The 15526-nt window shown below is 42.6% G+C and carries 9 protein-coding genes; 2 read left to right on the top strand and 7 right to left on the bottom strand.

Going from position 1 to position 15526, the window contains the following annotated elements:
* Positions 1-226: 226 nt before the first annotated feature.
* The 7 genes from CZ225_RS05945 to CZ225_RS05975 form a co-directional block, all read right to left on the bottom strand.
* On the bottom strand, positions 227-2668 hold the full coding sequence (locus CZ225_RS05945; protein WP_077153349.1) for a DUF3987 domain-containing protein: 2442 nt from the start codon (positions 2666-2668) through the stop codon (positions 227-229).
* Between the two features lie 467 nt (positions 2669-3135).
* Positions 3136-5553, bottom strand: a complete 2418-nt coding sequence (locus CZ225_RS05950; RefSeq protein WP_077153350.1) for a TonB-dependent receptor — start codon at positions 5551-5553, stop codon at positions 3136-3138.
* 95 nt (positions 5554-5648) lie between these two features.
* A complete protein-coding gene (gene trhA, locus CZ225_RS05955; RefSeq protein ID WP_077153351.1) occupies positions 5649-6299 on the bottom strand; it encodes a PAQR family membrane homeostasis protein TrhA in 651 nt (216 codons plus the stop codon).
* Positions 6300-6402: 103 nt separating this feature from the next.
* Positions 6403-8295, bottom strand: a complete 1893-nt coding sequence (locus tag CZ225_RS05960; RefSeq protein ID WP_077153352.1) for a transglutaminase domain-containing protein — start codon at positions 8293-8295, stop codon at positions 6403-6405.
* Positions 8296-8328: 33 nt separating this feature from the next.
* On the bottom strand, positions 8329-10335 hold the full coding sequence (locus CZ225_RS05965; RefSeq protein WP_077153353.1) for a DUF3857 domain-containing protein: 2007 nt from the start codon (positions 10333-10335) through the stop codon (positions 8329-8331).
* An 18-nt stretch (positions 10336-10353) separates the two neighbouring features.
* A complete protein-coding gene (locus CZ225_RS05970) occupies positions 10354-12366 on the bottom strand; it encodes a DUF3857 domain-containing protein (RefSeq protein WP_077153354.1) in 2013 nt (670 codons plus the stop codon).
* 95 nt (positions 12367-12461) lie between these two features.
* Positions 12462-13361 carry a diaminopimelate dehydrogenase gene (locus tag CZ225_RS05975; protein WP_077153355.1) on the bottom strand — a complete coding sequence of 300 codons (900 nt, stop codon included), beginning with the start codon at positions 13359-13361 and terminating at the stop codon, positions 12462-12464.
* A 290-nt stretch (positions 13362-13651) separates the two neighbouring features.
* On the opposite strand from CZ225_RS05975, the gene ruvA reads away from it, so the two are divergent.
* Both ruvA and CZ225_RS05985 read left to right on the top strand, forming a co-directional pair.
* A complete protein-coding gene (gene ruvA, locus CZ225_RS05980; RefSeq protein WP_077153356.1) occupies positions 13652-14257 on the top strand; it encodes a Holliday junction branch migration protein RuvA in 606 nt (201 codons plus the stop codon).
* A gap of 20 nt (positions 14258-14277) precedes the next feature.
* Complete coding sequence (locus CZ225_RS05985; RefSeq protein ID WP_025075164.1) at positions 14278-15267, top strand: DUF3843 family protein; 990 nt, start codon at positions 14278-14280, stop codon at positions 15265-15267.
* The last annotated feature ends 259 nt before the right edge of the window (positions 15268-15526 follow it).

Below are 15526 nucleotides of genomic sequence, written 5' to 3' on the forward strand. Positions count from 1 at the left end.
GGTAAACTGTTGTACTTCTATCCGTCCGTTCTTGTACTTGACCGGCTTCACTCTTCTACATGATTGTCACCTTTCTAGTACTTAATCAGTTCATTCTTATGGGAGTTCCGTTTTTGTCCGGTTGTGAGATTTGTATCATATTATGACTGATCTATCACCACTTTTACCGGAGCAAACCAGCCCTTTGGGAAGGCTGATTTGACGGACTCTCACTCTCACTCTCACTTTACGCTCCTTTAAGAGTGATTTTTTTTAGTTTATGATATGTATTTCCTTGTTTTTCAAGATGTTTGGTTTCTATTAGTTGAAGGAGATACCGATATAAACTACTATCGGCTATATTATCTGAGAGTGCTTTTTCTTTGATTTCCTTGAGGGTGAAGTAATCGGGAAGCATGTTAAATATTTTACCTATCCGGAAATAAGATCTCAGAGGTTTGGTCTTCGTATTGTCGCCCGGCAGCGACGATTCGAGTAGCAAACTATGTTGCAAAGTAGTTCGGACAATAGCCATGGCGGAGTGGAAATCCTCGTCGTTGCACATATATTCTTTCATCTGCAAGCCTCCCTCGTATTTGCGAAGAGCAGTAAAGATACTGGCTATACGGGCTACTACCAGTGCGCTACGTAACACAACGGAGCCCGGAGCATTGGCACGTTCGCTCGCCACCGCATCCAGAACGTTGCTGAAGTATTCGGTATGTTCTTCCCACTGCTTGTCACTGAAAGTGATTTCCGTCGGCGACTGCTGGAAGAAGAAAAACATCTTGAGTATTTCTTGGCTGAGTCCTTGGTAATGAAGCCGATGGTTTTCTATTCCCTTCAACGGAGCTGCCGAACGGAATTTCCAAGGAACCACACAGGTGTAGATCGTGAAACGGCTGTAGGTTCCATTCCTTGAGGAATGGATGAAAGAGGGAAGCTGGTCGGGAGTGCCGGAGAGGCAGAGTGCCAGATGCGGCTCTTCCGCACAAATCAGTTCTTTGTCCGTTTTATAGTCTGTCGATACGGACTCATGGTGGAAGGCATTGCGGAGTACGTCATCGTGCTTGCCATAATCCTGTTTGATTGCGCACGAAATGGTATCCAGCTCGGTAGCGGCGATGATCAGTCCCAAGGGACCGTTCGATTTCAGCCGGCTGATAAGCTGGTTCTTCGAGGTGTTGGGCGAACCGCACAGGTGGTAATAATCCGGTTCCTCAGGACGGGTAACCTGGTCGGTGGTCGTTTCCTGAGTTTCTTTGTGTGAGGAATGTTTATGTTGTTCCCACGCTTGCAGTTCACGTTCGAAATCGTCCTTTTTCCGTTTATTTTCTCTTTGCAGATGTTTGTCGATAGCGGTAGGCAAAATGTTAGCCAGCGAAAGGATACCTTTTCCTGCAGCCGAATTGGCAATAATGAGTATATAGAGATGTGGGCTGTAGGGACATTGGTCGTAGATGATACTGACTTCCGGCATACATGCGCTTAGGTTGGCAAGGATTCCTAAAAGCAACATATCTTTTCCGCGAGGGTTGGATACTACCTTGAGAGCTCGGGTGATGAAAGCGGGAAGATGCTGGTAAACCTCTTCCGGAATAAGTGCGGTAGAGGATAATATCTTTTCATCATTTATTGACATATCCTCTTCTTGTCCCGGGGTGTTTCCGGGGGAAACAGGCGTATAAGTGAGAGTTGAGAGTGAGAGTGGCGGATTGGCTCCTTTTTGAGGGGCGTATGATAAGTCAATGTATTGATAACCAGAGGATAAATCTTTGCGTAATTCTTGGAAGGAATAACTCTCACTTACAATTTTTACTCTCATTATCGAAATCAGTTTTTCTAATTCTTCTTTTGAAAATCCTTTATGTCTTGCACTTCTTCCCAATGCCAGCATCGATTCGTGGCGGTTGCCTTTTTGCAGGGAATGGTATTGGGCAAAGGAACGGATAAATGTTTCGATGTATCCACAGGCTTCGGTGGCGGGAGGGATGGGAGAGACTTTCGTATTGCTGCCGGGAAGGTACGTATAATCAGGGTGATTGGCGGCAGATCGGATCAGTGTTTGCAGGGAAGGGTCGGCAGCCAGTTCTTCACGCCAAGGATACGGTGTCGGGTTGGGATTGAGGTAGGCTTCCGGGTCCCATACGCAAGAGCATGGTTGGGTGATGCGTGCACACTGCAGGTCGCAGGGATGTGTTGCGATACGTTCTAGTGTTTGTTGGCAGATGGCGTAGGCGAGGGGATATTCCTCAGTAGTACGTGCGTCGAGGTAGACAAACACTTTGAGGCCTTCACCGGAAATGGAGGTATGGCTATAAGCTACATAAGGAAGTTGCCGGAACAGCTCTTTGATGGCAGCAGTACGTTGGCCGGTATGGTCGAGATCATACATGGCAAGAAGGCTCATCCTGATCAGGTTGATGGCAGCGTGGCTATGGTTGGGACGGCAGATCCCTTCAGCGATGACGACAGGCATTGAGTCTTTCACCATCTTCGCTTCATTCTCCCGGTCGGGACGGACTTTCAGTTTCCGGTAACATTCGGTTTGCGGTTTCCAAAGCGGACCGGTGACCTGCGAATAAAGGTCATGCAAGGTAATGGTGGATGAATCTTTGATCCATAAGTTTCTAAAAAAAGAAAACCTAAATTGTAAATCTTTAGTTTCTGGTTGAATACTTGTTCCCATACTAAATTGTTTTAATAGTTTTATTTAAATTGTTTTGTGAAGAAGGGAAAGAAAATAATAGTGGGCAGGGGAAAGAAGCTCGTTATATTTGGTTCCTTAGATCGGGTGCAAAGATAGATTTATTGTTAATATGAATGAAATGTTAAAAACGAACACTTTTGCCAATAAAGTACGTCCTTTTTTGTTGTGTATCAATGAGTTTTGTTATCTAATTTTGCTGAAAAAAATATGTGGACGAATGATGATTCTGGAAGATTGATTTTTACTTGTGAAACCCGCTGTGTATGTGTACTAATGAGATCCGGATAAGTTCTATTCGGTATTTGTGCTTTAACAATTATTTGTATTTACGTATCGTACAGAGGGTCGAAGGGGATGGGTAGAGGGAGGGCCACATCATAATTTAGGCGCGAATGATGTGGAATCCGCGCCTAAAAAAGAAGTTTCGGTTATGTGTATAAATGCAGCTAGTGTTTGATTCCCTCAAACATATCATTCCTATCTTCTTTGGCTTGCGAGGATTTGCCTTTGAAGCTATTGAATGTATAACTCAATGTCAGCATGATTTGCGGATATTTGGGCTTGATCTTTGTGTACGAACGCAAATCAGCCGTTTGGATATCACTGATATAGCAAGCCGACCGGAAGATATCTTTAAATGCCAGAGTGGCTGTGAGCTTCCGTTTGAGCAATTGTTGGCGGACAGCAAGATTGGCATACCAGTAAGCGTCGGTCCGTCCCTGGGTGGTGACAGACGGTCCCACGAAACTGCCGTCTAGTTGCAGACGTGTATATTTTCCTAATGTGAAGAGATTGTTCCACAAAATATCATAATTGGTGCTGGATTCGTTCTTTCCTCCGGCTGCCAGTTCATTCTTTACTTTGTAGTGATAGACGTTGCCGTTAATCGTCGTGTTCCACCAGCGGACGGGATGCAGCGAGGTACTCAGCTCGATACCGGTAGAATAATCGTGTCCTACATTAGCCATTGAGTCCAACGTGACACCTGCAATATAGGGAACACGCAAACGCTCGATCTTATCTTTGCGTGTACGATGGAAGAGAGTTGCCGAAACACTGTTCTCACCAAAGGATTTACGGTAATTCATCTCAAAAGAGTTGATATATTCGGGACGAATATCCGGGTTACCGATCTCGGCGGTGTAGAAGTCACGATACGTTATATAAGGTTCCATGTAGAACAATTGCGGGCGGGTGGTTCGTCGTGAGAAAGAGAATAGCAGACGGTGATCGTTCGCGAATGTATAGCCCAGATGTACCGATGGAAAAAACTCGAAACGGTTTTTCGTCCGGTTGGCTCCGGGAACGGAACTTTTCAATACGGTATGCGTATGCTCTCCACGAACACCGGCTTGGACTTCAAAACGTTTCCAGTTGGCCGATAAGATGGTATAAATAGAATTTACACCTTCCTGAAAATAGAATGTATTGTAAATGTCGTCACGCCAATAAAAGCTTTGGTTTTCGGGGTTCCACCATTCCATACTGTAATTACCGTCCTCCAGATAGGAATAATATTGATATCCGGCTTCCAGTTTGCCGACCTTTTCGAAAGGAAGACTGTAATCGAGGTTCGCTCTCAGCGTTTCCCGGTGTTCTGCTTCATAAGCGCGATGTCCCTGTTGGCGGTTCCCTTCCAAGTCATTCAAGTCGTTGAAGAAATACTCCAAAGCATGACCACCGTATTTGTAATATCCAGATGCGGCAATCTGATGACCTTTTTCGTTAAAACGATGTTCAACGGAGATACTTCCCAGACCGATGTTTTCGTCGTTATCATAATCGTCGATACTGTTGTAAAGCTCGGTTACAGGTTCGTTGCCTTTGATCGTGCGTGTTTCTTTGTAAGACATGTCTCCTTTTCGTTTGTTGCCGCCATAGCCACCTTCAAGGTCTACGTTGATGGAAGTCTTCGATAGTTCCAGGTTCCATCCGCCTTTCAACGTATAATAATAAGAATCACCCGTACGGGGCCCTACCGAGTGGGAAACGGTGGTTTGGTCTCCGACTATGGTCGTTTTCTCCTGATCGAAATCACTCTTACGTAAACGGTCTGTCCATTGTCCGCCTACATACCAACGTGAACGATTGTTCTGTTGAGTCAGTAAGAAGTCGATGTTACGGGCAAGCCAGGTACTTCCTGACAGGTTTACCATACCACTTAGTCCCTTCAACGAATGTTTCTTAGTGATAATATTGATAATCCCTACATCACCGTCCGTATCATGTTTGGCAGAGGGAGTAGTGATAATCTCAATATTCTCGATGTGTCCTGCCGGAATCTGTTCTAACGCTTGTGTGCCGGAAAAAACGCTTGGTTTGCCATCTATATATACTTTGAAACCTGCACTTCCGCGGAAGGTTATTTCTCCGTCCGCATCCACACGAATGGAAGGAGTGTTTTCCAGAATGTCTACGGCAGAGCCGACGCTGCCTACTATGTTGGTGGAGGCGGCCACTACTTTTTTATCCAGCTTATAGACTAGCTGGCGTTTTTCGGCCACTACTTCTACTTCTGCCAGACCGTTTTCCAGTGGTTTCATCTCTATGTCTCCCAGATTGAGAACTGTGTTATCTGAAATAACCAGATTTTCACGTGCGATAATGTCATACCCTACCAGACGAATCATCAGAGTATAGGTTCCGGGCTTCACTTTCTGAAGACTGAAAACTCCTTTTACATCGGGGGAGGTATGCATCTGTGGGTTGGTATCTCCACTCTTGAACAAGAGCACATCGGCGAAGTCTATTACTTGCTTACTTGTCGCATCAATTAAGCGACCTTTAATCTGAGGATCAGCAGGCGCAGCCCATATCATAGCAGATATCAGGCATAAGGCCAATAATGTAGATAGTTTTTTCATTTAATAGGAAGTATAGTCATGTTTATTTCTGTTTCTCTAAAATGACCTCAAAGATAATAACTTTTCGGCATACCTGATGTGAATTAGGTTGATAATTATAATATCAGCCAGATGCCGATGATATGTCCGACACTTCCTCCCAGACAGAATAGGTGAAAGACTGCATGCATATACGGCTTGCGGAGTGAATAGAATACGGCACCAATAATGTAGGATGCTCCTCCTCCCAATAACCACCAGAAAGCAGGAGTAGCATTCATGGCTGTCAGACAGTCCATTAGTGGCTTGAGGGCTACGAGAATAGCAGACCCCATTCCTACGAAACAAATTGTCTCCAGATTGCTGTGTTCTTTGAGTTTGGTAAAGCTCAGGATAAGTCCGACGATCGCCGATAGCCAGACAAAAGAGAATATTCCCCATCCCCAACCACCTGCATGGCGCATAACGAGTAATGTGAAAGGAGTATATGTACCGGCAATATGTAAATATATAGCTCCATGATCGAATTTACGAAGTAACTCTTTCAATCGTCCCGGACGACTGGCATGATACCACGTTGAACTAATGTAGCAAGATAACATTCCTACTAGATAGACCGAAACGCAGCTCACTGCCCATGTTGGTTCCCTATTTTCAGCTGCTCTTTTTAGCAGTAAATATCCTGCAATCATTCCAAGCAGAATACCTGAACCATGACTTAGGGCATTCGCCCATTCCTCTCCATTGCTGTATCGTTTATTTTTCAAAGTTTTTCCTCCGTATGTTCAAATTGTCCTTTGGTTACACAAAGGTAGTGCTTTTTCTAAAAAGAGAAAGAACAAAGGTTTTTTGTTGTATCGACTCTTGGGCTTATTCTTTTCTTAGAACAATTGTTCCATTATATTGCTCTGCCACTTGTTTGCGGAAGCCGATAAAAGCTGTATATTCTTCCGGATCATAAACACCTTTGTTCATCAACAGTCGGTGGGTAACAAATATCTCTTTGTCTTTCACCTGAATGGAAGATGAGAATTTACCGAATTTGCTTTGCAGACTGACCGGACGAGGGAGTCCTTCAATGGTATAACCTTCGGGCAACGGAATGTGGATGCTGTCTGTGTCCGAAAAACCATAATTGATATGAATAGGATATGTACGCTTTGCGCTACGGGGTACACTGAATCCTTTACGGAAAACATTGACAGGGATGAACAGCCGGTTGCCTGTTTTATTGCCATATTGGTTACTACTGATCACATAATTGAAAGTGATAGACGGATTGGATTCTTTCTGTTCATTAATTTGTAGATTGAGAATATCGGCTTGTGGCAAATTAATATTCGAACGGATACGGTCCTTCTTTTGATTGGGTTCCAAGTACATGATATCTGCTTCGTCTTCGTATTGAAACAGTCGGGAAATTTCATTTACTTCGATGCGTGTCTCAGTCGTGGGAGAGAGGAGGACTTTGGCCGCAATAGATTGTGTGTTTAGTGAATCCGGGTAGGTAGGCAGACGATAGATCCGTCCTCCCGTAGGCTCGATCAGTAACGCGTCGTGGCCTGCAATGCCTTGGTGCACATATCCGAAGGGGAGCTCTGCATTGGTACATTCCAGCCAGAGTGTATCTTGCGGAAGAGGAACATGCAGGATAACATGATTCATCTGGTTCGGACTTGAGAAGTCGGGAATGAGCCGCTCATTTTCGGTGCTGATGGCAGTATAGGTAGAAGAAATACCTAATTCTTTCAACATGGCACGCATATAATTGGAGAGTCCTTTGCAATCACCGAATCCTGTACGGCAAACATCAGTGGCAGCAATGGGCTGCAAGCCGCCAATTCCTAGCTGAATGCTGACGTAACGTGTGTTTTTTGCCAGATAGTCGTACACTGCTTTCACTTTCTCCCGGTCGGTGGAGCAATTAGCCGTCAGTTCATGCAGGGAATTCCGGAAAGGTTCGGTCAGCAAGTCACGTCCTTCGAGCAGTTTGTTTTGCCATTCTCCAAATTTCTGCCAAGTGCTCATGTCTCCTACGGTCTTGTCGTATTGAAAGGCAGAAGGGGAAAAATGTACACATGGAAACAGTTGCGCAAAAGAAGGACCGAACGGTTCTTTTTCGATTGCTGGCAATTTGGTAGCTGTGGCTTCGATAATCTGCCGTCTATCCGGACCGGTAGACTCTTTCACCTGGATGTTCTTTCCTTTAGTGTATTGCTCATAATACCGGCAGGTTTGTTCGGCAGGCAATTCAATCCGGTATGAAGCTTTTTCTACTCTTTGGCCGAAGCTGAACTGGGGTAGGAAAGGCGGATAACCGATGAGACCGTTGGTACATTTTACTTCCCATTCGTATCTCACAGTAAAAGGCAAAGAAGGATAGTTGCAGTCGTACACATAGAAATAATCATCCGAAGCGAGTGAACCGGAGTATTCGCTCTTCTGAAGATTTGATTTCTTAATCTTCCGTACGCTTTGCCCGGTGGCATTAAATATCTCTCCGGAAAACTTCTGCAAGGAACTGAACATGTCACAACGACAAATAAACCGGGCGTCTTCCATCCCTTTGCGATTGAGAATGGTGATGGTGATGCTCTGCTTTTCTACCGATTGCGTCATCGACTTACAAATGATTTCTGTGTGCATATCCTGTACGATGGAGATGAGATCGGACTGCACATCCTGCGCTTGTGCGAAGAGTGTAAAGAGGCTTAAACAGGCGCAGGATAGAAGTCTGGTTATTGGGTTTCTTGAATAGTTCATTATGTATATAAAGTTTTTTAAGATGGGGATTATTTATAACTTTCTCAGTACTACCATTTCATTGTTTTTATTGGTGAGCTTTTCCCAGAAAGCTTTCACATCTTGATACTCATCAGGCAGATAGAATGATTTGCTGGAAGAAAATACATATTCTATTTTTATTGCATCCTGTTCTTGGGATATGTTGTATTGGCAGATACTTTGTCCGTCTTTTGCTATGAGTTTCATAGGTTTGGGAATTTCTTCGATTACATAGCCTTCAGGAATTCTTAGAAGTGTAGTCAGGAACAATTGGTTGTTATATGGTATTTCTATGGGAAGCTTTCGTTCTGCTTGTGTGAATGGGCATTTGCTGACATGAAGGAATACCAGCGGATTGACGTAAATGTGGTTGTCACTTGCTGTCAGTTGTTTCTCAAATTCAAAAAATTCTGTAACGTCAGGTGAGAATGACCGCACATTTTTTGCCTGAAATTGCTTGATACTGATGCCTTCTGTTGTTTCCAGTTCGCTTATAAAGGCCGTACTGTCTTTGGCATTATGATAACGTTTTCGAAACGAATACGTATCTAATCCGGTATACTGAGTCAGTCTGGTTCCTTTGATTTTTCCTTCCGGACAAATGTATCCGTCTACTTTCGAGTCGATTTGATGTTTACCCAGCCGGTTCAGGTTTACCCAATAACTTGCTCCCATATCATGGATGATACGTGCCTGATCTACCATTAATATAGGAGATAGGACATTTATGAACCCGTAATCTATTGAACCATCTAAGAAAGCAAAAGTGCTGTCGGTATCAGCAATACCTACGATAAAGGTATTTAACTTCAGAATAGAAGGGTGGCTGATGGGCAATCTTCCTGCATCTCTCCTGCTCATTACCACTGGGTAACATGGAATCTGTGCGTCACGCAGCATACTCATCAATATAAAATTGAAGTCGGCATTGCTGCCTGTTTGATCTTTTATTACTTTTTTAACTTCATTTCCATATAGGCTGTATTGTCCATTCCAGGATAGCTTTTCTTTGAGGAAAAGAAAGATTGCGGATATTTGCCCCAGTTGGCTAGGTATTTTATCTAGGTGCAGTGACTTCATTTCTTTGTGGTAAGGATTGCGCATACTGAGTAATCCGCCAAAACTTTCATTTTCTAACAGCATTCTATCGATATCATTCCACGTTTGGGTAAATGAATGATAGGGCTCTCCCGGAATTTCAAGTCCTTTGATTTCGAGATTGACACCGCTCAGGTAATCATCTACGCACCATACATAATTATCTGCATGAAGAGCCGGTAATTGCTTGCCGGTGAATAGTAAATAGTCTCCATTACACTCTATCGTTCCTGGAGGATAGGGCGGTTCGAGCATGAATAATTGACGGGTTGTTTCTTTTTTAGGGGTTAGGCTATAGCTGCCTTGTACCTCTAGGTTGTATTTAAAATATTCGGGTATTGTTATTTCATATTGAGCCCAAAGGACCGGAATATTCCTTTGAGCTTTCCAAGGAGCTATGGTAAAGAAAAAATCAGAATGTAATTGAAACTTATATTCGAATACTGTTCCTTGCTTGACAGCAGGTATGGAAAACTTAGTCAGCATATATTCGTCGTTCAGCCGTTCTTTAAAAATAAGATCGTTTTTTAGTTTGGTACGTACAATTTTTCCTTTTTCCAGATTGTAGGCTGATGCGTCAATTTGTTTGACAATCTCTCTTAAGCGATTGTCTTTTATATTCAGGTAGTATGGAATGCTGATGTTAGCATGAGATACCCCATTAGGCTTGAGCACTTTGACCTTGAACTCGTAATCATATACTAGGTGGAACTGCCGGTCGCTGAAAATATAGTTTACACTACATTTGGAATAAAGTACAACTGCCGTAGCGGATGTGTCAGGAGTATACTCGGTCATGGCCAACTCTTCTAAGGTGGGATGGTTGTATTTTGTGTTAGGTTCGATAGTAGTGACCTTAGCCTGATGGGCGGAACCTTGCCAACCTAATAACAACATGGCAAACAGCAGTATCAGTTTCATATTATTTGCAGAATGGAATTATATTTTTTTCAGTACAATAGTCGCTTTATTCTTATCAATCATTTTGGTCCATATATCTTGTATCTGTTTGTATTTATCGACAGGGAACAGATAGGATTTTAGGATGAATAGATAATTCAGCCGGATCTTATTCTCTGCTTTCTCTATCATATATCTACATTGCAGATCATTGCTGTCGTTTTTGATAAGTTGCGACTGGGGTAGCTCTTCCACTGTGTATCCTTCTGGAATGGTGAGTGTAGACGATACTACAAAACTATATGGATAGGGGAACTCGACAGGAAGCACTCTCTCTGCCTGGAAGAAAGGATGCTTATCTACGTGTGTGAAAATCATCGGATTAACATATAGTCGGTCTCCGGATGTTCCCGCTTTTAGGGTGAAATCTGTTACTTCTTCCAATTGTGCGAGATCGTCAGAAATGTTTTGGATCCTCGTATTGCTAAAGACACTTTTGTCATTTTCCGGAGCATCGGCTGATTCTTTTTTGTGTAGCTTCCGTTGCTGAAATTCCAATGCCTGATGTCCGGTAAAGGAGGATTTACGCTTCCCTTTAATCTCTGTTCCTTCTATAGCAGCTTCAATGGTAATTAATACAGCGCTATTTGAAAGCTTGGTCAGATCCACCCATTTCTTTTCTTCCGTTTCCGGTGAACCAAGCATGTACGCTTGACTTACGGTTAGCTCAAGTGGCAATACATTGAGTGTAGGAATCTCCATCGAGCTGTCTAGGTAGATATATTTATTGTTGTCCTGGTCGTAAACGGCAACAACAAACGTGTTCAGCTTCTGAATAGAGGGATAATTGATGGGAAGTATTCCTGCTGAACGGTGGCTTATAACAACAGGATAGGCTGAAAAACCGAAGTCCTTGAGTATACTGATGAGCACGAAGTTTAGATCGGCATTACTACCTTTTTTCTCTTTTAGCACTTTAGAAGGATTTATACCGTATAACCTGTAAGTACCATCCCATGCCAGATTCTTTCTCAGTACCTTAAATGCGGTGATAATCTTCTGGTTAGTGGTCATATCACTGGAGAAATCGCGTTTGGCATCCTCTCTGAAAGGATTGGTCATCGACATAAGCTGACCGAACGGTTCGTATTCGATGTTCATAAGTCGTTTCTCTATATCCGACCACTTCTTGCTGATAGGACGGTATTCCTGTCCTGGAAAGTTGGTGCCTTGCATGTCGAAACTAATCTGCACTTTGTAATCTTCCGGACACCAGCAGTAGTCTTCCTTTTGTTTAATGGCTGGAAGGTTCTCGCTAGTGAATGTTAATTGATCACATTTAACGAAGAATACATCTGCTGAACCAGCTCCACCGGGTCCATAGTTGGATGCATGCATGGTGGCTTGTTTTTTATCTGTTTTTATCAAGTCGCTCCCACGACTTTCGATGTTAAAGATATATACCAGGGGAATAGTGATTTCGTACTGATTGTAAACTACCGGGATTTCTTGTTGCATATACCAATTGGGTATTTCGATGTAACTGGTGGTTGTCATATAACGGTATTCGATCACCGTTCCGGCTTTTACTGCGGGAAGAGAGAATTTCAAGACTTTGATATTAGGGTCTACTCGTTCGTCAGATATCAGGTCACTGGTGAGTGCAGTCTTGACAATCTTTCCATTTTCCAAGTTGTAACTGGCTCCATCCAGTTTTTCTATTCTGTCAGCTTCTTTATGTGTGTCTGTGGGAGAGTAGTATGGGATGGCGACATCTGCATAAGAGGTTCCTTGTGATTTCAGAATTTTCACTCGAATTACTTGTTCGGTATGTAGCTTGAAAAAGTCATTGTAAGTGAAATAGGTTTTCCCTTGATGAAGAAGGCATACGGCTGTGGCTGTGGTGTCGGGGGCATAAGTAGTCAGGGATAATTCTTCTTTAGTAGGTTTGCCGTATTTTAAGTTGGGCTTGAGAACGGGATCGCTTTGTTGTGCTAGAGCATACGATATGCACAGAAATAAATAAATGCATAGTGTGAATAGTTTTTCCATATTCTTGTGTGTTGTTCATACTATCACAAATTTAGGAAAAAAAAAGAGAAAGAACCAAGCCTTTCTCTTTTTATTTTCATCTTTAGGATAAAGATTTATACGAGATGTCCGATCCACTCTTCGCGGTCGCCTGGAAGCAGGTCGATTACCGGAACTTCTACCATGGTATAACAACCCGGTTGCTGTTTCATAGAAGCGCGTGCTACGCATACTAATACTTGTGCAGTCAGTGCAGGATTGTTGATACGCATATTGAATTCGAATAACTGGTTTTGAGTTTTTCCGGATACTCCTTTGCGAGTTAGGTTCACACCATGTCCCATATCCAGCAAAGCGTCTACACTCGGTACGAGTTTCACGTGTGTTTCGTCATTCACAAAATAAGGGTCTGCTTTGATGGCTGCTGCCACTTCTTCAAACTTATATCCGTCCTTCAATTCGATATATACCATACGGCGATGAATACCGGTTCCTGTCGGGATAGTCATAGATAAAGCGGCTTTCACTCCATTAACAGCTTTTACGGCAACGGTGTGTCCCATACTCATACCGGGACCGAAGTTGGTGTATGTGATACCTTTCGGAGCGATTGCTTCGAGCATGGTACGTACGATAGAGTCACTTCCCGGATCCCAGCCTGCAGATATGATCGATACAGCTCCATGTGCTTTGGCTGTAGCATCCAGTGAACGGCGTAAATCTACAATGCCAGTATGAATGTCGAAACTATCGACCGTATTAATACCCATTGCCAGGTATTCTTTGGCATATTTCTCTACGCTGCGAGTCGGAGTACAAAGTATGGCAACTTCTACACCTTCCAACTCTTTGATATCTTTCACTACTGCATACTTTGCTAGTTCTTCCGGCATGTTTTCTGCTCCTGCACGACGAACAACACCCGCTATTTCAAAATCAGGTGCAGCTTGAAGGGCCTCAAGTACATAGTGCCCGATATTACCATAACCAACGATGGCGGCTCTTACTTTTTTCATCCTTTAATAGGTTTTAATGAACAAATTTCTTTCTAATTGCTGCAAAATTAAACATTTTATTATAAACTATTGTTTTCTGACTAATATTTTTTTTATTAGTTTAATGAGAATGGGGGGATTGCTTGGAAATCGGGTTTTGTATTACACAACTTTTTCTTTGGATTAGAGAGGTTGTTCCTTAATCAGTTATACAATAAAATTTCGTCTGCTGTTATTGCGCATGAAAAATATTTTATTGCCGATAAACTTCATTTGCGAGGCTGAAAAATAAAGTATACATTTGTCCCATTATGATAGAATATCTTAGAGGCGAGATTGCCGAGCTAAGTCCGGCAACCGCAGTAATTGATTGTAACGGGGTAGGATATATTGCTAATATATCGTTGAATACTTATTCTGCTATTCAGGGAAAGAAAAACTGCAAGTTGTATATTTACGAAGCTATTCGTGAAGATGCTTATGTGTTGTATGGATTTGCCGAAAAGCAGGAACGAGAGCTTTTTTTGTTGTTGATCTCCGTATCGGGTATTGGTGGAAATACGGCACGTATGATTTTGTCTGCACTCTCTCCGGCCGAATTGGTGAATGTGATTAGTACGGAAAACGCTAATCTGTTGAAAACGGTGAAAGGGATTGGGTTGAAAACTGCACAACGTGTTATTGTCGATTTAAAAGATAAAATAAAAACAATGGGAACAATTACTGCAAGTGGAGGGGCTTCTGTTGGAATGCTGTCATCACCTGCTAATGTAGAGGTGCAGGAAGAAGCTGTGGCTGCATTGACTATGCTTGGTTTTGCTACGGCTCCTTCACAAAAAGCGGTGTTCGCCATTTTGCAGGAGGAACCGGATGCACCTGTTGAGAAGGTTATTAAATTGGCTTTGAAGAGACTGTAAGAGTCGGGAATAAAAGGAATATGAAGCAGCAGAAAATATATATGAAAACATGGCTGGACTCTCACAGCCGTCTGAAATTAGTGGATACGGATCAATGGTATCTTGATTTAGCTAATCATTTGTTATGGGTGATTAGTGAGTCGGATCTATATCGGGAAGAAACGCTAGAGACTCAACAACAGGTAGCCATTACGATGGCACTTTATCTGGAAGATTGTGTGGCGGATAGTGGCAATTGGCGTCAGTTTATCCGTTGGCATAAGAAGAGTTATGGTCGGTATCTTCCTTTTTATACGGTGTCCGGGAGTTATTTTCCGGATGAGATTAATAAAGAAGATGTCGCTTTCTTGCTTTGGGCAATCAATTCTCCGGTTGGAGAAGAGACCGATTACATTGAGAACCCGTTGGATGCAGGTTTGCTGGAATTTGCAGATGTACTTTATAAATTGCTGGATGAAGTATTCGAAGAGGCTCCTATAAGTGACGGCCTTGCCGGTGACTGGCTGATGGAAACTGAATTGATGGAAAAACAACGTGCTGCTTTGCCTGTTGCTTTGATGGATGAGAAATTGCCTGTCAATGTAGAACGTTTTATGAAAGCGAGTGGAGGTGAGGCTTTAATGTTCTTTGATTCTTATGCTGCTCTGAAACTTTTCTTTATACAAGCTTTGAAATGGGAAGATGAAGAAGACTCTTTACTGCCGGACTTGCAGGAATGTGAGAATTTTGTATTGTATGCTAATATGAAAGGATTATTAATAGGTCCCGATGTAGCGAAATATTTTGCTGATAAACGGAATGAGTTGTATGATGCAGAAACAGCGGAAGAAGAAGCCTATGAACTCTTTTGTGAGCAGGGGCTTTGTCCGTTCGATTTATTAAAATATGGTATGGAACATCATTTATTGCCCGATGCTCAGTTCCCGTTTGAAAATGGAAAGGCTTTGCTCCATGAGAATTGGGATTTTGTGGCTCGTTGGTTCTTAGGAGAATATTATGAAGGGGAGTAAGTGACATGAGTATTAAAAAGAATAACAATCCTTTTGCAGAAAAGGCAAAGTCCGGGAAGGGGAAAAAGAAAGTTACGGGAAAGAGAGTAGGTAAATCTAAGCCGGAAAAGGCGAATAATCAGTTAAACAGAAGGGTTAAGTAAAAAAGTAACCTTAGTTGAGAAATTCATAATCTATAGATACAAACTTTTTCTTTTATGCTAATATGAAAATAATTGAAAAATAATATCTATATGATAGAATATTTTTTTAACTTTGA

Source organism: Bacteroides bouchesdurhonensis, assembly GCF_900155865.1.
GTDB lineage: Bacteria > Bacteroidota > Bacteroidia > Bacteroidales > Bacteroidaceae > Bacteroides > Bacteroides bouchesdurhonensis.

Excerpts from the sequence above, each read along its gene's own strand:
- CZ225_RS05945 (WP_077153349.1), bottom strand. The coding sequence starts at position 2,668 with ATGGGAACAAGTATTCAACCAGAAACTAAAGATTTACAATTTAGGTTT.
- CZ225_RS05950 (WP_077153350.1), bottom strand. The coding sequence starts at position 5,553 with ATGAAAAAACTATCTACATTATTGGCCTTATGCCTGATATCTGCTATG.
- CZ225_RS05960 (WP_077153352.1), bottom strand. The coding sequence starts at position 8,295 with ATGAACTATTCAAGAAACCCAATAACCAGACTTCTATCCTGCGCCTGT.
- CZ225_RS05965 (WP_077153353.1), bottom strand. The coding sequence starts at position 10,335 with ATGAAACTGATACTGCTGTTTGCCATGTTGTTATTAGGTTGGCAAGGT.
- CZ225_RS05970 (WP_077153354.1), bottom strand. The coding sequence starts at position 12,366 with ATGGAAAAACTATTCACACTATGCATTTATTTATTTCTGTGCATATCG.
- CZ225_RS05975 (WP_077153355.1), bottom strand. The coding sequence starts at position 13,361 with ATGAAAAAAGTAAGAGCCGCCATCGTTGGTTATGGTAATATCGGGCAC.
- ruvA (WP_077153356.1), top strand. The coding sequence starts at position 13,652 with ATGATAGAATATCTTAGAGGCGAGATTGCCGAGCTAAGTCCGGCAACC.
- CZ225_RS05985 (WP_025075164.1), top strand. The coding sequence starts at position 14,278 with ATGAAGCAGCAGAAAATATATATGAAAACATGGCTGGACTCTCACAGC.